The organism is Pseudomonas sp. B21-010 (assembly GCF_024749325.1).
GTDB classification, from domain to species: domain Bacteria; phylum Pseudomonadota; class Gammaproteobacteria; order Pseudomonadales; family Pseudomonadaceae; genus Aquipseudomonas; species Aquipseudomonas kilonensis.
In genome coordinates this window covers 6,000,253-6,019,335 of sequence record NZ_CP087198.1, presented here as the reverse complement: position 1 = coordinate 6,019,335, position 19,083 = coordinate 6,000,253, and the positions used below count along the sequence as shown (strand labels likewise).

Below are 19,083 nucleotides of genomic sequence, written 5' to 3'. Positions count from 1 at the left end.
TCCCGTCCGGTCCTGCCGGGCCTCGAAGGCGGATCCGGACAAGGCTCGCGCGGGCCGTAGGCGGCGCTGTAGCGGTGTCGGGATGCCTTTTGCAAGGCCGGGCGTCCGGGCGTGAGCCTGGCGGGAAGGCCGGAGTATAACAGAGCAAACGCCGTGCGCCGCTTTCCTGCTGCTCAACGGTTTATTTCAACGTTGACCCAGGTCCGGCGAGATGACCTTGGCCACTGGGCCGGCACCGTAGCGGGCGCTCAGTTCGGCATAGGCGGGTTCGCGCTTGAAACGCTTGAGTTCGGCACTGAAGCGTTGCACCAGCAAATCCATCCCGGCGTTGCGCCGCACCGCCAGGTATTGGCTTTGGCGGCTCACGACCGTCGGGTTTTCGGTGATCTGGTCGCCCAACTGCATTTGTTCGAGTACATATCGGCCCACCCTGCGGTCGGTGATGAGCAGGTCGATGCGTCCCAGCTGCAACTTGCCGAAATTGGCTTCGTGGGTGGGCGCCGTTTCCCGGGTGAACAGGGTCGACTCACTGAAGGCCTGGCTGTAGAGATAACCGGGTGAGGTGCCGACGGTCAGGCCGCCCAGGTCATCAAGTGTGCGAAACGGATGGGGCCGGGCATTGGCGTAGAACATCACGAACTCTACGTCCGACAGCGGTTCGCTGGGGTAAAGCAGCATGGAATCGCGTTCATCGCTGTGGAAAATGTCCAGCGCACCGTCCGCCAATCCCTGCTCCAGCATCACCAGGCAACGCTTCCACGGCAGGAACTGCCATTCCACGTCGATACCCAGGCGCTTGAAGACGATGGCCGTGGTTTCGTAGTCCAGGCCCAGCATCTTGCCGTTCTCTTCGTAGACATACGGGGCCCAGGGTTCGGTGACAATGCGCAACTTCTCGGCCCGGGCAACCATGCTCAGGCACAAGAGAAGAAGGGCGGTCAGCAGCTGGACAATGACGGGCATGGCCTGAGGTTACGACGAGAGCTCATCAAATAGCTAGAGCGCTCTGGCCTGCGCCCTAGTGGCAACTAACGAACTAACCACACAGGCCACTAATTGCCCTTCGCCTGCATCAGGTGCTCGTAGATGGCTTCGCGGCGCTGGCCCAGTACCAGGCGAATCAGTGGATGATTGAACCAGCGCTTGAGCTCATGGTCGTGCAATGGTTTTTTCAGCCGCTGTTCGACGTTCTCCAGGGCCTTTTCCCACCAGACCGGGGCGCAGGCTTGATCGAACTGGTTGGTGTGGCGATAGCAGCCGTAGAGGATCTCGCGCATGAATTGGCGTTTATGGCTGGGCAGTGCCAGGGTGATGAACTTGTAGGCCAGGCGCTGGAGGCCCGGCGGCCGGGGCAGCGTCGCAGTCACTTGGCCGGTTTCATCCAGAGCCTGTTGGCAGACCGGCGCGTCACGGTGTTTGTCGAGCCAGGCTTTGGTCTTGGCGCGGAACAGTTGCTTGCGGCTCCAGTAATGATGGATCAGATCCGGGCATTCGCGCACCTGCACCGAGCGATAGGCGGCCACCGAAAGGCAGAACTCTTCGAGTGTGTAGGCACCCTGCGCCAATGGATACAGTTCATCCATCAGGACGATCGAGCGATCCAGGACTGACGCATCGGCGCAGTTGAGCCCAATGACCCCCGAGTTCAACAAGGGCATGTCGTCGTCTGCCAATTGCCGCTGGCGCAGTGTGTCGGCCAGTGTCTGGTACAGCCCGGCATCCTTGTTGGCGCCATAATTCATGCCGAAGGCGTTGCACAGCAGCGTGCCAGGCTGCACACGGCGGAACAGTTCGAGGGGCGAGCAGTGGAAAAAAGTGTCGGTGTCGATCAGCAGCGCCACTTCGGCTTCTTCAAGGACTTTCTGCATCACCACATGCTTGGCGCGGAAATGATAACCGTAGGGTTCGATCCAGGCCTGGCGGGTCTCGTTGTCCAACGGGCGCAAACGCACCGGCAGCCCTTCGTACGGCGCGGGATTGTCGGTGAATACCTGGATATCCAATGCTTCGTCCGGCGTCTTGCGCAGGCCGGCCACCGCGCTGGCGATGCTGAACAATGCTTCCTGGTGATAGGTTTCGGCCCCGTAGACCAGGTAAATGAGTTGTGGGGTCGTTAGCCTGTGACCATTAGGCATCTATTGCAATCCTCCGGATTTCCTTGCTTAAAAAAAAGGCCTTGGTTTTCGCCAAGGCCTCTTTGTACCACCGCATTAAGTCATTCAGCGCGGCAGCTTGAGGTTGTTCCATACCGCGAGGCTGGGTTCGGCCTGGTTAAGGGTATAGAAATGCAGCCCCGGTGCACCACCTTGTAACAAACGCTCACACATTTGCGTGATGACTTCCTCGCCAAAGCTTTGGATGCTGGAGGAGTCGTCGCCGTAGGCTTCCAACTGCTTGCGGATCCAGCGTGGGATTTCTGCACCGCACGCGTCGGAGAAGCGCGCCAGCTTGCTGTAGTTGGTGATCGGCATGATCCCCGGCACCACAGGAATGTCGACGCCCAACTGGCGTATGCGCTCGACGAAGTAGAAATAACTGTCGGCGTTGAAGAAGTACTGGGTGATCGCGCTGCTGGCGCCAGCGTTGGCCTTGCGCACGAAGTTGCGCAGATCGTCTTCGAAATTGCGCGCCTGTGGGTGCATTTCCGGATACGCAGCCACTTCGATGTGGAAGTGATCGCCGGTTTCTTCACGAATGAACTCTACCAGTTCGTTGGCGTGGCGCAGCTCGCCGCTGGCCATGCCCATGCCTGACGGCAGGTCGCCGCGCAGGGCAACGATGCGCTTGATGCCGGCGGCCTTGTACTGGGTCAGCAGGCTTCGCAGGTCGTCCTTGCTGTCACCCACGCAAGACAGGTGAGGGGCGGCCGGGACTTTGACTTCGCTTTCAAGCTGCAACACGGTGTTCAGGGTGCGGTCACGGGTCGAGCCGCCGGCGCCATAGGTGCAGGAGAAGAAGTCGGGGTTGTAGCTGGCCAACTGACGGGCAGTGGCGATCAGTTTTTCATGCCCAGCATCGGTCTTCGTCGGGAAGAACTCGAAGCTGTAGCGACGGTCTTGGGACATGGTCATATCCTTGGAAACTCGTAAGCCGGAGAGGCCTGCACAAGCCTTGAGAGGCGGGCTTGTGTGGGAGCGAGCTTGCTCGCGATTGGCATTGCCTCGGTCTGACAGCTGAGTCGAGGTGTCTGCATCGCGAGCAAGCTCGCTCCCACAAGAGAGCCCGCTCCCGCAGGGGGAGCAGCGCCGATCAGTAGCGGTAAGCGTGCGGCTTGAACGGGCCTTCGACGGTGACGCCGATGTACTCAGCCTGTTGCTTGGTCAGTTTGGTGACCACGCCGCCGAAACCGCGGACCATTTCCAGGGCCACTTCTTCGTCGAGTTTCTTGGGCAGTACTTCCACGGTCAGGCGCTCGGCTTTCTGGGCTGGCGACAGGTCGGCGTATTTCTGGCCGAACAGGAAGATCTGGGCCAGGACCTGGTTGGCGAACGAGCCGTCCATGATGCGGCTTGGGTGGCCGGTGGCGTTGCCCAGGTTAACCAGGCGGCCTTCAGCCAGCAGGATCAGGTAGTCGTCGTTCTGTGGATCGAAGCTGCCAGTGCCGGTGCGATGCACCTTGTGGACCTGCGGCTTCACTTCTTCCCATGCCCAGTTCTTGCGCATGAAAGCGGTGTCGATTTCATTGTCGAAGTGGCCGATGTTGCAGACCACGGCGCGCTTCTTCAGGGCCTTGAGCATGTTGGCATCGCAGACGTTGACGTTGCCGGTGGTGGTCACGATCAGGTCGATCTTGCCCAGCAGAGCCTTGTCGATGCTAGCTTCGGTGCCGTCGTTGATCCCGTCGATGAACGGCGAAACCAGTTCGAAACCGTCCATGCAGGCCTGCATGGCGCAGATCGGATCGACTTCGGACACCTTGACGATCATGCCTTCCTGACGCAGGGACTGGGCCGAGCCCTTGCCCACGTCGCCGTAGCCGATCACCAGTGCCTGCTTGCCCGACAACAGGTGGTCGGTGCCGCGCTTGATGGCGTCGTTGAGGCTGTGACGGCAGCCGTACTTGTTGTCGTTCTTGCTCTTGGTCACCGAGTCGTTGACGTTGATGGCCGGGATCTTCAGTTCGCCCTTGGCCAGCATGTCCAGCAGGCGATGCACGCCAGTGGTGGTCTCTTCGGTCACGCCGTGGACGTTTTCCAGCACGGCTGCGTACTTTTTGTGCAGCAGCTCGGTCAGGTCGCCGCCGTCGTCGAGGATCATGTTGGTGTCCCACGGCTGGCCATCCTTGAGGATGGTCTGCTCCAGGCACCACTCGTACTCTTGCTCGGTCTCGCCTTTCCAGGCGAATACCGGGATGCCGGCGGCGGCGATGGCGGCCGCGGCCTGGTCCTGGGTCGAGAAGATGTTGCAGGACGACCAGCGCACTTCGGCACCCAGGGCAACCAGGGTTTCGATCAGCACGGCGGTCTGGATGGTCATGTGGATGCAGCCGAGGATTTTTGCGCCCTTCAATGGCTGTTCGCCAGAGTACTTGCGGCGCAGGCCCATCAGGGCTGGCATTTCGGATTCGGCGATGATGATTTCGCGACGGCCCCAGGCAGCCAGGGACATGTCGGCGACTTTGTAGTCGGTAAAATCGGCAGGCGTGATAACAGCGCTCATGAAGAGTCTCCATTCGTAATGTATGCGAATGGGCGCCGTTGTGCGTTTAGTGTCCGTGCGGGGAGCCCCCGTACAAACAACGCCCCATCCGAGCCTGACAGGTCGAGCCTGCTGCAGCGCCCCTCGGACAGGTGGCGGGAACGGTCCAAAGGGTGGACCGAGGTAAAGCGGTGGCGATTATAACGGGCTAATCGGATCTTCCAAAAGGGTTTCTGTCGGCAAATCGAAATTGTCGATGACCGTTATAGGGGCCGCGACGTAGAGCCTGACCGTGCGGTCTGCCATGATGCAGCAATCCAACGGCCAGACACTCAGGAGTGATCATGAATTTCCACACCCGCAAATGGGTCAAGCCCGAAGACCTCAATCCCAACGGCACGCTGTTCGGCGGCAGCCTGTTGCGCTGGATCGACGAGGAGGCGGCGATCTACGCCATCGTCCAGCTGGGTAACCAGCGCGTCGTCACCAAGTACATCTCGGAAATCAATTTCGTCAGCGCTTCGCGCCAGGGCGACATCATCGAGTTGGGCATCACCGCCACCGAGTTTGGCCGTACTTCCATTACCCTGACCTGCGAGGTGCGCAACAAAATCACCCGCAAGAGCATCCTGACCGTGGAGAAGATGGTCTTCGTCAACCTCGGCGAAGACGGCCTGCCCGCGCCTCACGGGCGGACCGAGATCACATACGTCAAGGATCAGTTCAAGGATGCTGTCGTCGAGTGAGATCGGCGGCGCTGCTATCGCGAGCAAGCTCGCTCCCACATTGATTTCGGGGTGATCACGGGATTTGTGTTCACCGCCGTCCCCCTGTGGGAGCGAGCTTGCTCGCGATAGCGGTTTGAGGCTGAGGTAACTGAACAGCGCTGATCGCCGCGTGTCGTAGGTACATCACGCCACCGGTTCAGGAGCTGTATGGACACCCATGAAGAAGGCAAGACCCCTGACCTTTCAGCCCAGGAACAGCACGAAGTCGACCGCAACCAGCCACCGCGGGCTGCGGTGCTGCACGAAATCATCCGCACCCAGGGCAATCAGGAGCTGGAGCGCAGTATCGCCGCGCTCTGGTGGTCGGCCCTGGCGGCGGGTTTGACCATGGGCCTGTCGCTGATGGCGATGGGGTTGCTCAACTCCCGGCTGCCGGACCACGAAGGCTTCAAGGTGATCGCCAGTTTCGGTTACTGCGCCGGCTTTCTCGCGGTGATCCTGGCCCGCCAGCAACTGTTCACCGAAAACACCCTGACCGCCGTGCTGCCGATCATGAGCAAACCCACGCTGGGCAACTTCGGCCGGCTGTTGCGGCTCTGGGGCGTGGTGCTGGTGGGCAACCTGTGCGGCACCTTGCTGGTGGCCTACGTGATGTTGCACTTGCCGATCTTCGATCAGCGCACCGACCAGGCTTTCCTGGAGATCGGCCGCAAGGTCATGGAAAACGACACCGGCCAGATGTTCGCCAAGGGCATCATTTCCGGCTGGATGATCGCCACCATGGTCTGGATGATCCCGTCCATGGAAAGCGCCAAGATGTGGATCATCATTCTGATCACCTACCTCATGGCGCTCGGGGATTTCACCCACATCGTCGTCGGTTCGGCCGAGGTGTCCTACCTGGTGTTCGCTGGCCAGTTGTCCTGGGAGGACTTCTGGATGGTGTTCGCCGGGCCGACGTTGGCAGGCAATATCGTTGGCGGGAGTTTTATCTTTGCGTTGATCAGCCATGCGCAGATTCGCAGCGAAGTCGGCCTGCCCAAGGATAAATCATCCGCTACGCCAGCACGGCGCAGCGACTCGGAGTAGGCGCGAACCTGTTACCAGGCGCCCCGCTCACGGGCAGGGTTGATTGCCCAGGCCTTCAAACAGCGACTGCGGCCAAGCGTCGTTGGCGATGAATGAAGAACAAGGCGGTCAATACCGTGAGGCCGCCGACCGCTGCTCCGGTCCATGGCAAATCCGCCAGGTCGGCACCACTGGCCACCACCAACCCACCCATCCAGGCCCCGGCCGCGTTGCCCAGGTTGAATGCACTCTGGTTGAGTGTGGAGCCGAGGTTCGGTGCTTCGTGGGCCTGGTCGATGATCAGCAGTTGCAGGATCGGGCACAGGGCGAAGGCGAAGATCCCCCACAGCACCAGGGTGATCGCCGCCGGAATCACCGACTGGCTGGTCTGGCTGAACGCGGCCAGCACCAGCACCACGGCCAGGGCCATGCCCACCAGCGCAGGCAGCAGGCGCCGGTCCGCCAGGCGCCCGCCGAGGAAACTGCCCGCTGTCAGGCCGACACCGAACAACAGCAGCATGACGGTGATGCCGTGGGGGCTGACACCGGTGATGTCCTGCAGGATCGGCGCGATGTAGGTGAACACGCTGAACAAACTGGTGGAGGCCAGTACGCTCATGCCCAGGGCCAGCAACACGTTGACCTTGCCCAGCACCTTGAATTCGCTGGCCAGGTTGGCCCTCTCCATGGGGATTTCCCTGGGCAGCCAGACCCATTGGGCGATGGCGGCGATCACGCCGATCACCGATACCGCCCAGAACGTCGAACGCCAACCGGCGAATTGCCCCAAAGCCGTGCCCAACGGTACGCCCAGCACGTTTGCCAGGGTCAGGCCGGTGAACATCATGGCAATCGCCTGGGCCCGTTTGTTCGGCGCCACCAACCCGGCCGCCACCACCGAACCGATGCCAAAGAACGCTCCGTGGCACAGTGCAGTAATGACCCGGGCGGCCATCAGCGTGGCGTAGTTCGGCGCCAGGGCGCAGAGCACGTTGCCGAGGATGAACATCAGGGTCATGCCCAGCAGCGTGGCCTTGCGCGGCATGTTGGCGGTGCCAATCGCCAGGATCGGCGCGCCGAACACCACGCCCAGGGCGTAGCCAGTGATCAGCAGCCCGGCCTGGGGAATGCTCACGGCCAGGTCACGGGCGACATCGGGTAACAGGCCCATGATGACGAATTCAGTCGTGCCGATGCCGAAAGCGGCGACGGCCAAAGCAAGCAAGGCGAGTGGCATGCGCAAGGTCTCTGTCTGTAGTCTTGACGCTCTGATCAGGCATACGCATGCCGGCGCCCCCATTCGAATGAGCGGGGCAACAGTGAGATTATTGGAATAGGTGTATGCGCAACTGAGTGCGGCGTGGTCGGTTTGCAGTATAAACGATAGCGAATCAGTTCATGAGCCTTACCGAGCGTAGGAGCTGTAGGAGCTGTCGAGTGCAAACGAGGCTGCGATCTTTCCACCGACAATTGAGTCTGGAGTGAAAGATCAAAAGATCGCAGCCTCGTTGCACTCGACAGCTCCTACGGCTCCTACGGCTCCTACGGGGCGGGGGACAAGACAAGGAGCGTGCCGTGCTTGCAACGGCCTTGGTGTTGGTCGCGGCGCTGTTGCATGCGGCATGGAATACGCTGATCAAGTTCAGTGGCGAGCGCTTGCTGGTGGTGGCATGCATGGACAGCGTCGCCTTGCTGTTCGTCGCGTTGGCACTGGGTTTCGTGGCCTTGCCGCCGTTGGAGATCTGGCCGTGGATCCTGGCGTCGGCGGCGTTCGAGTTGCTCTATCGCTATTTGCTGATCCAGGCGTATCGGGTCGGTGACCTGGGGTTGGTCTATCCGCTGATGCGCGGCCTGTCGCCGCTGGTGGTGCTGGCGCTGACATTTATGTTCGCCGGTGAAGCCCTGACGACCCAGCAGGTCATCGGCATTTTGCTGATCCCGTTCGGCATGCTTTGCCTGTTGTGGCAGGGCGGTGGTGGCGAGCGGCTGCCCTGGTCGATGCTGCCGGTGGTGGCGCTGATCGGCCTGTGCATCGGTTGCTACACCTTTATCGACGGTCACGCTCTGCGGCGCTGGTCCCATCCGCTGGATTACTTGGTCTGGGTCACGCTGCTCAGTGCCTGGCCGTTCCCGTTGCTGGCGCTGGTGAGCAAGCGGCCGGCCTTCATGCGGTTCTGGCGTGAGCAGTGGCGGTTGGGGTTGGCGGTCGGATTCTGCGTATTGTTCAGCTACGCTCTGGTGCTGTGGGCCATGCAACTGGGCTCGATCGCCGAAGCGGCGGCGCTGCGGGAGATCAGCGTGATCCTGGTGGTGCTGTTCGGCATGCGTTACTTGAAAGAACCTTTCGGCTTGCCGCGGCTCTTAGCCTGCGGGCTGGTGTTGGTTGGCATGCTGGTGATGAAGTTCTGACCGGCGCCCGAACTCGCGATTTTCTATAAAACTCAAAGAAGGAACTGCGTCAATGACGGTTGCCCTGTGGTGTATTTTGATTGCCTTTCTCCTGCCTTATCTGTGCATCGCCATTGCCAAGATTGGTGGACGATACAGGTTGGCAGATAACCACGACCCTCGGGACTTTCTGGAAACACTCGAAGGCGCTCCCCGGCGGGCATACGCTGCGCAACTGAACAGCTTTGAAATCAGCCCGTTTTTTGCCGCCGCGGTGATCGTCGCGCACCTGGCCGGCAATGCCGAGCTGGTGACCATCAATGTGCTGGCGGTGCTGTTCATCACCAGTCGCCTGCTCTACATCATTTGCTATCTGGCTGACTGGGCGATCCTGCGTTCGCTGGTGTGGTTCGTGGGGGTGGGGTTGGTCTTGAGTTTCTTCTTTGTTTCGGTCTGAATCTGGCTGGTGAATTTCTGGCGTCTGTGCGGGCCTCTTCGCGAGCAAGCTCGCTCCCACAGTTGATCTGGGTGAATACATATTTTGTGTACACACCCGATCCAAAGTGGGAGCGAGCTTGCTCGCGATTGGGATCCTAGGGATTGGCGGTAACCGCATTCGCCACCTGTGGCACTTGCGGCAACGCCATGCCCTTGGGCCAGAGCATCCAGATCTGCCCTTGTTGCTTCATGTCCCCGGCCAGTTGCCCGGCCGCCTCGCCCGTGCCCCAGAACAGGTCCGCCCGCACTTCGCCGGCAATTGCACCGCCAGTGTCCTGGGCGGCGACGGGCCGGTTCAAGGTGCTGCCGTCGGGTCGGGTGGTGGATAGCCAGAGCAGGCTGCCCAGCGGAATCACCTTGCGGTCCACCGCCACGCTGTAGCCGGCTGTCAGCGGTACATTCAGCGAGCCTCGCGGGCCTTCGTTGCTGTCGGGGTTACGGTTGAAGAATACGTAGCTGGGGTTGCTGCCCAGCAATTCGGGAATACGGTTCGGGTTGGCCTTGGCCCAGGCACTGATGGCGCCCATGGTCACGTCTTCTTTCTTCAGTTCGCCCTGTTCAACCAGCCAGCGCCCGATGGGACGGTAAGGGTGGCCGTTCTGGTCGGCATAACCGATGCGCAGCTGGCGGCCATCGGCGAGTCGAATGCGTCCCGAACCCTGGATTTGCAGGAATTGCAGGTTCATGGGGTCGGTCAGCCAGGCGATGACCGGTGCCTTTACGCCGTTGGTTTCGATGGTGGCCGCGTCGTCGTAGGGCTTGAGCACTCGACCTTCGAGGCGGCCACGCAGGCGTTTGCCCTTGAGTTCAGGGTAAATGCTGTCCAGCGACACAATGATCATGTCCTCCGGCACACCGTAGACCGGGATATTCGCCGTGGCGGTCTGGGTGAGGCTGCCGGGGTAGACCGGCTCGTAGTAGCCGGTAATCAGGCCGTTGGGGCTGTTGTCTCCCGAGCGCAGGCCATAGACGTCCAGGTTCTGTTTCAGGAAATTGCGTACATCCTGTGCGGTTTGCGGCACATTGGCCGCTGCCGCGCAGGTCGGGCCCCAGGTCGCATCGGCCTTGAGCCGGGTGCAGGCACTGCGCCAGGAGCCGAAACCGGCCAGCAGGTCTGCATCGGACACCGACGGCAACGCTTCCCACGGTGCGCTGACATAGGTGGCGAGGGCGTGGGTCTGAGGTTCTTCGACCTTTTCGCCGCGATTACAACCGGCCAACAGTGCGATCAGCGGTAGGGTCAATGCCAGGCCTTTGTGCCAGGTCTTGATGCAGCTGTTCATGAAGATTTCCTTTGCAGTCATTCGAACGCTGTCAGGCGCTCGAACAACCCGTATTGTTGATAGGGCCATTGGTCTTTACCGATGACCCGAGGATACTAACTGCCGTTTCCTGCCCCGAGGCCAAGATGTTTGTAAAACGATTTTCCATGGCCGTACTGGCCTGCCTGATGTTGTCCGCCTGTGGTGGCGTCGATCCCAATTCTCCCCTTGGCCAGCGCAAGGCGATCTTCAAGCAGATGCTCAAGACCAACGAAGAGTTGGGCGGCATGTTGCGTGGGCGAGTCCCGTTCGATGGTCCACGATTTGCCGAAGGCGCGGCGCAACTGGATCAACTCTCTCATGAGCCATGGAAACACTTCCCGCAAGTGCGCGAGCAAGACCACACCAGCGCCCGGGATGAAGTCTGGCAAAAGCAGGCGCGTTTCCAGGAAATGGCCCGCAACCTTGAAGCCGCCACCGGTGAGTTGGTGACCGCCAGCAACGTCCAACCCTACAAGGCCAGTTACTTGGGGCCGGCGGTGCAAAAGGTCGAGGATGCGTGCAGTGCGTGTCATAAGGAGTTTCGCGATCATTGACATGTCTTGAAAGATCGCAGGCTTTGCCAGCACCTACGGGGAATCGTATTCAACCTGTAGGGGGCTGCGATCTTTTCAAGGTTCACTTGTCCAGCTCGTCCACCGCTTCCTGCAGCTCCTTGCGGGAGGTTGCCAGCTTGTCCTTGCGTTTGTTGATCCGCTCGGCGTCGCCTTTCTTCATGGCCTTTTCCAGGTCGGCCTGACGCCGACTGACCTCGTGCTTGGCATCGAGCACCTTGTTTTCACGCTCCTTGCGCAAGGACGCATCGGTGCAATGGCTGGTGACTTCGTCCAACGCGGTTTCCAGGCCTGCCTGCTGGTCCTGGTTGCCACGGGACTTGGCCAGTTCGATCTGGTTGATGATGCCCTGGCGCTTGGCCGCGCAACCGGTGAGCTCCGGGGTTTGCTCGTCCGCCATCAAGGGGGCGGCCATGGCACTGCATAAGACCAGCAGGGCAACGGGGGACAGGAAATTCATAGCAACTCCGTAAAAAATCGCGAGCGGTCGGTACAGATGCGCTGTTGGAACGCATGCTTGCCCCTTGGGTTCAACCGCACAGGGCCCGGATTAAAAACCGTCGACCCCGGCAGTGCGTAATACGTCACTCAAGGCCAGCACCTGCGGGTCGCGAAAAAATGCGCTCAGTTGCGCGGCGCGTCCCGGTCCGATGCCGGCCTCGGCTTGCCATTGTTCGGTGCTGCGCTCGGCCAGCACCTGCCACGGCCCTTCCAGCCGGGCCTCACCAGCGGGCGGCAGGCCCAGGGCCTTGAGCCATTGCGCGAAAGGGCGTTGCCGGGCGCTGTGCAGGCTGGCGAGCAGGCGGGTGCTGCTGTGTTCGCCGAAGCCGGCAATGTTAGCAAGCTCGGCGGCATCGAGGGTCATCCAATCCAGCAATCCGTCGAGTCGTCCGGCGGCCAGCAGCTTTTCCCAGGTGCCCGGGCCGACGTGGGGCAGGGCAAGCCCTTGTTTGCCGCTGAGCCAGCCCAGTCGTGCGAGGAACTGGCTTTCACAGCCGGCTGTCGGTTGCCAGCAACTCAAGAAGTGGTAATCGGTTTGCGCAGGGGCGTTGAGGTCCTGCCGCTCGACGCTGCGCAGCACGACGCTGTCGAGCCGTGGGATGGTCAGCCCGGCCAGGCTGATGGCGACCTGGTCGCCGGGACGAATGTCCATCTCCTCCCAACGCTGGAGGGAACTGACACTTACCCGGCGAATCCACCGGTCGTCGAGCCGGATGCGTTCAAGCTCCAGTGCGGGCGTGATGCGCCCGGTACGACCGACTTTGAAGTGCACCTTGCGCACTTCGGCCAGCGCCTGGGCATACGGGTATTTCCAGGCGACGCTCCAGAATGGCGCCCTGGCTTGCCAGCGGTCGGCGGGTGGGCGGCGGCTCTGGCGCAGGACGATCCCGTCGCTGGCGAATGGCAGCGGTGTGCGGTACCAGTGATCGCGCCACTGCTCGGCATCGGCCAATGTCCGCACAGGTTGGTTGTAGTCGAGGGTGTCGGCGAAACCCAACTCCCTCAGAGCGGCCATTCGCTCGGGCAGGGTGTCCGGTCCGTCAGGCCACTCCCAGACAAACAGGCCGATATATATCCCATCGTGCACCGTCAAGCTGCCGCGTGCCATCAAACCCGCCATGGTGCCCCGGGCGTTCACACTGCCATTGTTGGCTTGGACATGATCCAGCAGGCGCCAGTACAGCTCGCCCTGAACGACAAGGTCCACAGGCTGGCGGAGTCGATGCGGGATGGCGGCGATCTTGCGCGCATTCGTGGTCCAGTCGTGCCCTTGGACGCCATCGCCACGGCTGATTGCCTGATGCAGGTGACCCTTGCGGTAGACCAGGGTTACCGCCACGCCGTCGACCTTCGGCTGGACCCAGACGTCCTCTCGACCGTGCAGCCAGGTCCCCACAGCCTCGGCATCCTTCAATTTTTCCAGGCCGGTATGGACGACGGGGTGCGGCAGTTTTCCGCCCGCTGAGCCCAGGGGATCGTCGGGCGCCGCGAGGTTGAAGCAACTGCGCCATTGGCCCAACTGTGCGCGGGACTGATCATACAGTTCGTCGGCCACCAGCGATTGGCCGAGGCGGTGATAGCTGTCGTCCCAGGTGTCGATTTGCTGTTGCAGCGCGGCGATCTCGGCCCGGGCGCGTTCAGCGGGCCAGTCGGGACAGGGCGCGGCGAGCGCAGGAATGGCAATGAAGACAAGACAGGCGAGTGCATACAAAAACGGTGGCATCGAAGCATCCTTGCTGGGTTGAGTACTGAAGGCTAGCCACCGTCCCGGAAGTTGCGAGGCCCGGAGCGTTACCGGATTTTGCGGAGCCTGGTGGCAAAATCGCGGCGGTACAGTGCGGGGCGATTTAGCCGCGCAACTGTGCCTTGTCCTCGGCAACGGCCGGCGCAGAATGGGCTTTCGATTCGCCGCTGCCTGGAATGCTCCCGATGGAACTGTCGACGCTCGCTGTTTTCATCCCGGCCTGCTTTGCGCTGAACATGGCGCCGGGGCCGAACAACCTGCTGTCCATCAGTAACGCCTCACGTTATGGCTTCGTCCGGGCGTGCAGTGGCGGCATTGGTCGATTGCTGGCATTTGCGATCATGATCGCCCTGGCAGCGGTGGGGCTTACCGCGGTGCTGCACACCTCGGAGTTGCTGTTCCTGGGGATCAAGCTCGTCGGTGCCGGTTACCTGTTCTATTTGGCGGTGCAATTGTGGCGGGCCCAGCCCGAGGCCGGCAGTGAAGCCGCGGTCGCGTCGATGAGCCGGGCCGGCCTGGCGCGCCAGGAGTTCCTGGTGGCGATCGGCAATCCGAAGGCGATCCTGTTGTTTACCGCGTTCCTGCCGCAATTCGTCGACCGTACAGGCACCGTCACTCAACAATTCGCCGTGCTGGGTGGTTTGTTCCTGGCACTGGAGTGCATCGCCATCGGCTTGTATTGCTACATGGGCATTTACGCGCGACGGCTGTTCGCCCGGCCTAGTGGCAAGCGCCTGTTCAATCGGATGTGTGCGGGGCTGCTCGCCAGTGCGGCTTCGTTTTTGCTGGTGGCACGGCGGGCTTGAATTCGATGACCAGCCCAGTGGCGAGGGAGCTTGCTCCCGCTGGGTTGCGTTGTAGGAGCTGTCGAGTGCAACGAGGCTGCGATCTTTCTCCGGACACTTGAGTCTCAAGCGAAAGATCAAAAGATCGCAGCCTTCGGCAGCTCCTACAGAGCCCAGCGGGAGCAAGCTCCCTCGCCACAAAAGCATGAAAACACAAAGGCATGAAAAAGCCCCTGGCGACCGAGTCGCCAGGGGCTTTTCTTTACCCGCCGGTATTACAGGCCGGCAGCGGCGCGCAGGGAGTCGGCGCGGTCGGTTTTTTCCCAGGTGAAGGTGGTGAAGGTATCGTCACCCACGGTCTTGGTCTGCGGCGTACGACCGAAGTGGCCATAGGCGGCGGTCTCCTGGTACATCGGGTGCAGCAGGTCGAGCATGGTGGTGATGGCGTATGGACGCAGGTCGAACACTTCACGGACCAGGTTGATGATCTTGTCATCGCCGATCTTGCCGGTGCCGAAGGTATTCAGCGAGATCGACGTAGGCTGGGCCACGCCAATGGCGTAGGACACCTGGATCTCGCAGCGCTCGGCCAGGCCGGCGGCGACGATGTTCTTGGCGACATAGCGGCCGGCGTAGGCCGCCGAACGGTCAACCTTCGATGGGTCCTTGCCGGAGAACGCGCCGCCGCCATGACGGGCCATGCCGCCGTAGCTGTCGACGATGATCTTGCGACCGGTCAGGCCGCAGTCGCCCACCGGGCCGCCGATGATGAACTGCCCAGTCGGGTTGATGTGGAACTGGGTGTCCTTGGACAGCAACTCGGCAGGCAGCACGTGCTTGACGATCAGTTCCATCACGCCTTCGCGCAGGTCTTTGTAGGACACATCAGGGTTGTGCTGGGTCGACAGGACGACGGCATCGATACCCACCACCTTGCCGCCTTCGTAACGGCAGGTCACCTGGGACTTGGCGTCCGGGCGCAGCCAAGGCAGCAGGCCGGATTTACGGGCCTCGGCCTGGCGTTGAACCAACTGGTGCGAGAAGGTGATCGGGGCCGGCATCAGCACGTCGGTCTCGTTGCTGGCGTAGCCGAACATCAGGCCCTGGTCGCCGGCACCCTGGTCTTCCGGCTTGGCCCGGTCAACGCCTTGGTTGATGTCGGGGGACTGCTTGCCGATGATGTTCATCACGCCGCAGGTCGCGCCGTCGAAGCCGACGTCGGAGCTGTTGTAGCCAATGCCCAGGATCACGTCGCGGACGATCTGTTCCAGGTCGACCCAGGCCGAAGTAGTGACTTCGCCGGCGATGATCGCCACGCCCGTTTTCACCAGAGTCTCGCACGCCACGCGGGCGAACTTGTCTTCAGCAATGATGGCGTCCAGCACCGCATCAGAAATCTGGTCGGCGATTTTGTCCGGATGCCCTTCAGACACGGACTCGGAGGTGAAAAGGGAGTATTCGCTCATCTCGATGTTTTCCTACAAGTTACCGTTGGTGAGTGTCGCCAGTCGGCCGCTGAAAGTGGCGAACCTGGATCTGGAAACCATTACGTAAGCCTACATAGAGGCTTTCCCCGGGCACGAGGCCCGCAGCGGTGGCCCAGCGGGCCAGGTCGTCCTGTTCGAAGCCGAGCCAGAGATCGCCACAGGCCTCCCTGGCCCAGCTCTGGTTGTGACTGCATAACTCCGTCACCAGCAGGCTGCCGCCCGGTTGCAGCAGGGCGGCCATGTGCCTGAGTGCATCGGCCGGCGCGGCGAAATGATGAAGCACCATGTTCAATACTACGCAGTCGGCCTGCAGGCTCATGCCATCCAGGGCGTCGGCCAGTTGCAGGCTGACGTTAGCCAGGGCCTCGCGTTCACACACCTGGCGCGCCAGCTCAAGCATGGCCGGGCTGTTGTCCAGCGCCGTCACCTGGCTGAAGCGTCGCGCCAGCTCCGGCAGAAAGGCGCCATCGCCGGGGCCGACTTCGATCGCCGTGGCCGTGGCTTCGAAGCTTAGTTTATCGAGCAGCGCCACGACGCTTTCGCGGTATTGCGGCAGTCCGGCGATCAGGTCTTGCTGGGCGCGGAATTTCTCGGCGACCCGGGCGAAAAAGTCCTGGCTGGCTGCGGCCCGTTGCCCGTGTACCTGGGCGATGCGAGCCTGCACGTCCGTCGGCAGGTTCAGCGCGTCCACTTCGTCCAGCAGCGCGGCGTGCAGCTTGCCGCCCAGCAGGTCGGTGTGGGGCAGGGCGCGGCGATAGAAAATGGCGTTGCCTTCCCGGCGGGTCGCCACCAGGTCAGCCTGGGCCAGGACCTTGAGGTGGTGGCTCATGCCGGACTGGCCGATGCCGAAGATCTGCGCCAGTTCCAGCACGCCGAACGAGTCGTTGGCCAGGGCGCGCAATACATTGAGCCGCAACGGATCGCCGCCGGCCTTGCAAAGGGCCGCCAGTTCATCGCAGTCGTCATGGCGAATGGACGGCGCAGGTAAGTTCATAGTGCGGCAGTCTGTTTCATAGTGGGGCAGTCTAGTGAGGGGTTTGGATCATCGCAAGTTCAATATCAAAAAGTTTTGATATTGCTGGATAAATGGCACTTCCCAACCTGTGCTTGACTCTACAAGCCATCAGCGGAAAGGTTTCACCTGGCTAATGCGACTTTATCCACCGGAAAAACGCCCAAGGATGACTATCTGTCATTGCCCCGGGGCGGGTGGGTGAGGGAAAATGCTCGCCTTTTTTCAGTTCCATTTTTATTCATTCTCGATTCAATACCCGCAGGAGAACAGCGATGCCCAGCCGTCGTGAGCGTGCCAATGCCATTCGTGCCCTCAGCATGGATGCCGTGCAGAAAGCCAACAGCGGCCATCCCGGTGCCCCCATGGGTATGGCGGATATCGCCGAGGTGCTTTGGCGCGACTACCTCAAGCACAGCCCGAGCAACCCAGCCTTCGCCGACCGTGACCGTTTCGTACTGTCCAACGGCCACGGCTCGATGTTGATCTACTCGCTGCTGCACCTGACCGGCTACGACCTGTCGATCGATGACCTGAAGAACTTCCGTCAACTGCACAGCCGCACCCCGGGCCACCCGGAATACGGCTACACCCCAGGCGTGGAAACCACCACCGGTCCATTGGGCCAGGGCTTGGCCAACGCCGTAGGTTTTGCATTGGCAGAAAAAGTCCTGGCGGCGCAATTCAACCGCCCCGGCCATAACGTCGTCGATCACCACACCTACGTATTCCTGGGTGATGGCTGCATGATGGAAGGCATTTCCCATGAAGTCGCCTCCCTGGCCGGCACCCTGGGCCTGGACAAGCTGATCGCCTTCTATGACGACAACGGCATCTCCATCGATGGCGAAGTCGAAGGCTGGTTCACCGACGACACTCCCAAGCGTTTCGAAGCCTACAACTGGCTGGTGATCCGCAACGTCGACGGCCACGATCCGGAAGAGATCAAGACCGCCATCGAGACCGCCCGCAAAAGCGCCCAGCCGACCCTGATCTGCTGCAAGACCACCATCGGTTTCGGCTCGCCGAACAAACAAGGCAAGGAAGACTGCCACGGCGCGCCACTGGGTGCCGAGGAAATCGCCCTGACCCGCGCCGCGTTGAAGTGGAACCATGGCCCGTTCGAAATCCCGGCCAACATTTATGCCGAGTGGGATGCCAAGGAAAAAGGTCGCGCGGTCGAAGCCGAATGGGATCAGCGTTTCGCTGCGTATTCCGCCGAATTCCCTGAGCTGGCCAATGAGCTGGTGCGTCGCCTCAGCGGCGAGCTGCCGGCCGACTTCGCCGAAAAAGCCTCGGCGTACATCGCTGAAGTCGCCGCCAAGGGCGAAACCATCGCCAGCCGCAAGGCCAGCCAGAACACCCTGAACGCCTTCGGCCCATTGTTGCCGGAACTGCTGGGCGGTTCGGCCGACCTGGCCGGTTCCAACCTGACCTTGTGGAAAGGCTGCAAAGGCGTCAGCGCTGAAGATGCCAGCGGCAACTACATGTACTACGGCGTTCGCGAGTTCGGCATGAGCGCGATCATGAACGGCGTGGCGTTGCACGGCGGCCTGGTGCCTTACGGCGCGACCTTCCTGATGTTCATGGAATACGCCCGCAACGCCGTGCGCATGTCGGCGCTGATGAAAAAACGCATCCTGTATGTGTTCACCCACGACTCCATCGGCCTGGGCGAAGACGGCCCGACTCACCAGCCGATCGAGCAACTGGCGAGCCTGCGTTGCACGCCGAACCTGGACACCTGGCGCCCATGCGATGCCGTGGAATCGGCGGTGGCCTGGAAACACGCCATCGAGCGCAACGACGGTCCATCGGCGCTGATCTTCTCCCGCCAGAACCTGCAGCACCAGAACCGCGATGCCGACCAGATCGGCGACATCGCTCGTGGCGGCTATGTGCTCAAGGACTGCATCGGCGAGCCTGAGCTGATCCTGATCGCCACCGGTTCCGAAGTCGGCCTGGCCGTCCAGGCCTACGACAAGCTGACCGAGCAGGGCCGCAACGTGCGCGTAGTGTCCATGCCTTGCACCAGCGTGTTCGATGCCCAGGATGCCGGCTACAAGCAAGCGGTGTTGCCGCTGCAGGTCAGTGCGCGGATCGCCATCGAGGCTGCTCACGCCGATTACTGGTACAAGTACGTGGGCCTGGAAGGTCGCGTGATCGGCATGACCACCTACGGCGAATCGGCGCCTGCGCCGGCGCTGTTCGAGGAATTCGGTTTCACCCTGGAAAACATCCTGGGTCAGGCTGAAGAGTTGCTGGAAGACTGATCCGAAAGTTGCGTCGCCTGGGCTGACGCCATCGCGAGCAAGCTCGCTCCCACATTTGGAATGCAATCCCATGTGGGAGCGAGCT

Annotated in this window: 17 protein-coding genes and 1 riboswitch; of the genes, 7 read left to right on the top strand and 10 right to left on the bottom strand. The window is 61.5% G+C overall.

Translation table 11 applies throughout. From position 1 onward, the window contains the following. Nucleotides 1-186 precede the first annotated feature (186 nt). From LOY50_RS26875 to ahcY, 4 genes are all read right to left on the bottom strand, one after another. Complete coding sequence (locus tag LOY50_RS26875) at nucleotides 187-963, bottom strand: substrate-binding periplasmic protein (protein WP_408980826.1); 777 nt, start codon at nucleotides 961-963, stop codon at nucleotides 187-189. 89 nt (nucleotides 964-1,052) lie between these two features. Beyond that, a complete protein-coding gene (locus LOY50_RS26870) occupies nucleotides 1,053-2,135 on the bottom strand; it encodes a hypothetical protein (protein WP_258689599.1) in 1,083 nt (360 codons plus the stop codon). 84 nt (nucleotides 2,136-2,219) lie between these two features. Next, nucleotides 2,220-3,065, bottom strand: a complete 846-nt coding sequence (gene metF / locus LOY50_RS26865) for a methylenetetrahydrofolate reductase [NAD(P)H] (protein ID WP_018605035.1) — start codon at nucleotides 3,063-3,065, stop codon at nucleotides 2,220-2,222. A gap of 184 nt (nucleotides 3,066-3,249) precedes the next feature. Next, the gene (ahcY, locus tag LOY50_RS26860) at nucleotides 3,250-4,659 is read right to left on the bottom strand and encodes an adenosylhomocysteinase (RefSeq protein WP_258689597.1); all 1,410 of its coding nucleotides are present in this window, start codon (nucleotides 4,657-4,659) and stop codon (nucleotides 3,250-3,252) included. Nucleotides 4,660-4,682: 23 nt separating this feature from the next. Further along, a riboswitch (S-adenosyl-L-homocysteine riboswitch) is annotated at nucleotides 4,683-4,790 on the bottom strand. Nucleotides 4,791-4,982: 192 nt separating this feature from the next. Here ahcY and LOY50_RS26855 point away from each other — a divergent pair. Both LOY50_RS26855 and LOY50_RS26850 read left to right on the top strand, forming a co-directional pair. Then, nucleotides 4,983-5,384: an acyl-CoA thioesterase gene (locus LOY50_RS26855; protein WP_057449563.1), complete on the top strand. Its 402-nt coding sequence runs from the start codon at nucleotides 4,983-4,985 to the stop codon at nucleotides 5,382-5,384. Nucleotides 5,385-5,573: 189 nt separating this feature from the next. Next, a complete protein-coding gene (locus tag LOY50_RS26850; protein WP_253470127.1) occupies nucleotides 5,574-6,455 on the top strand; it encodes a formate/nitrite transporter family protein in 882 nt (293 codons plus the stop codon). A gap of 55 nt (nucleotides 6,456-6,510) precedes the next feature. Here the strand turns inward: LOY50_RS26850 and LOY50_RS26845 are convergent, their stop codons facing one another. Continuing rightward, complete coding sequence (locus LOY50_RS26845; protein WP_253470125.1) at nucleotides 6,511-7,671, bottom strand: MFS transporter; 1,161 nt, start codon at nucleotides 7,669-7,671, stop codon at nucleotides 6,511-6,513. Between the two features lie 338 nt (nucleotides 7,672-8,009). Here LOY50_RS26845 and LOY50_RS26840 point away from each other — a divergent pair, with 338 nt between their 5' ends. Continuing rightward, complete coding sequence (locus LOY50_RS26840) at nucleotides 8,010-8,843, top strand: EamA family transporter (protein ID WP_214509951.1); 834 nt, start codon at nucleotides 8,010-8,012, stop codon at nucleotides 8,841-8,843. 52 nt (nucleotides 8,844-8,895) lie between these two features. Beyond that, a complete protein-coding gene (locus LOY50_RS26835; RefSeq protein WP_253470121.1) occupies nucleotides 8,896-9,279 on the top strand; it encodes an MAPEG family protein in 384 nt (127 codons plus the stop codon). A gap of 136 nt (nucleotides 9,280-9,415) precedes the next feature. On the opposite strand, the gene LOY50_RS26830 is transcribed toward LOY50_RS26835, so the two are convergent. Further along, entirely contained in the window at nucleotides 9,416-10,603 is a 1,188-nt protein-coding gene (locus tag LOY50_RS26830; RefSeq protein WP_214509949.1) for a murein transglycosylase A, read from the bottom strand. Between the two features lie 125 nt (nucleotides 10,604-10,728). Between LOY50_RS26830 and LOY50_RS26825 the strand changes: the two genes are divergently transcribed. Then, a complete protein-coding gene (locus LOY50_RS26825; RefSeq protein ID WP_003206409.1) occupies nucleotides 10,729-11,178 on the top strand; it encodes a cytochrome c in 450 nt (149 codons plus the stop codon). An 82-nt stretch (nucleotides 11,179-11,260) separates the two neighbouring features. Here LOY50_RS26825 and LOY50_RS26820 read toward each other — a convergent pair whose 3' ends face one another. Then, entirely contained in the window at nucleotides 11,261-11,656 is a 396-nt protein-coding gene (locus tag LOY50_RS26820) for a DUF1090 domain-containing protein (protein ID WP_212797954.1), read from the bottom strand. A 90-nt stretch (nucleotides 11,657-11,746) separates the two neighbouring features. Then, nucleotides 11,747-13,420, bottom strand: a complete 1,674-nt coding sequence (gene ligB, locus LOY50_RS26815) for an NAD-dependent DNA ligase LigB (protein WP_258689596.1) — start codon at nucleotides 13,418-13,420, stop codon at nucleotides 11,747-11,749. Between the two features lie 206 nt (nucleotides 13,421-13,626). Between ligB and LOY50_RS26810 the strand changes: the two genes are divergently transcribed. After that, entirely contained in the window at nucleotides 13,627-14,247 is a 621-nt protein-coding gene (locus LOY50_RS26810) for a LysE family translocator (RefSeq protein ID WP_014340629.1), read from the top strand. Between the two features lie 254 nt (nucleotides 14,248-14,501). Here LOY50_RS26810 and metK read toward each other — a convergent pair whose 3' ends face one another. Then, the gene (gene metK, locus LOY50_RS26805; RefSeq protein ID WP_258689595.1) at nucleotides 14,502-15,692 is read right to left on the bottom strand and encodes a methionine adenosyltransferase; all 1,191 of its coding nucleotides are present in this window, start codon (nucleotides 15,690-15,692) and stop codon (nucleotides 14,502-14,504) included. A gap of 19 nt (nucleotides 15,693-15,711) precedes the next feature. Next, on the bottom strand, nucleotides 15,712-16,707 hold the full coding sequence (locus LOY50_RS26800) for a metalloregulator ArsR/SmtB family transcription factor (protein ID WP_253470117.1): 996 nt from the start codon (nucleotides 16,705-16,707) through the stop codon (nucleotides 15,712-15,714). Between the two features lie 293 nt (nucleotides 16,708-17,000). Here LOY50_RS26800 and tkt point away from each other — a divergent pair, with 293 nt between their 5' ends. After that, on the top strand, nucleotides 17,001-18,998 hold the full coding sequence (tkt, locus tag LOY50_RS26795) for a transketolase (RefSeq protein WP_253470115.1): 1,998 nt from the start codon (nucleotides 17,001-17,003) through the stop codon (nucleotides 18,996-18,998). The last annotated feature ends 85 nt before the right edge of the window (nucleotides 18,999-19,083 follow it).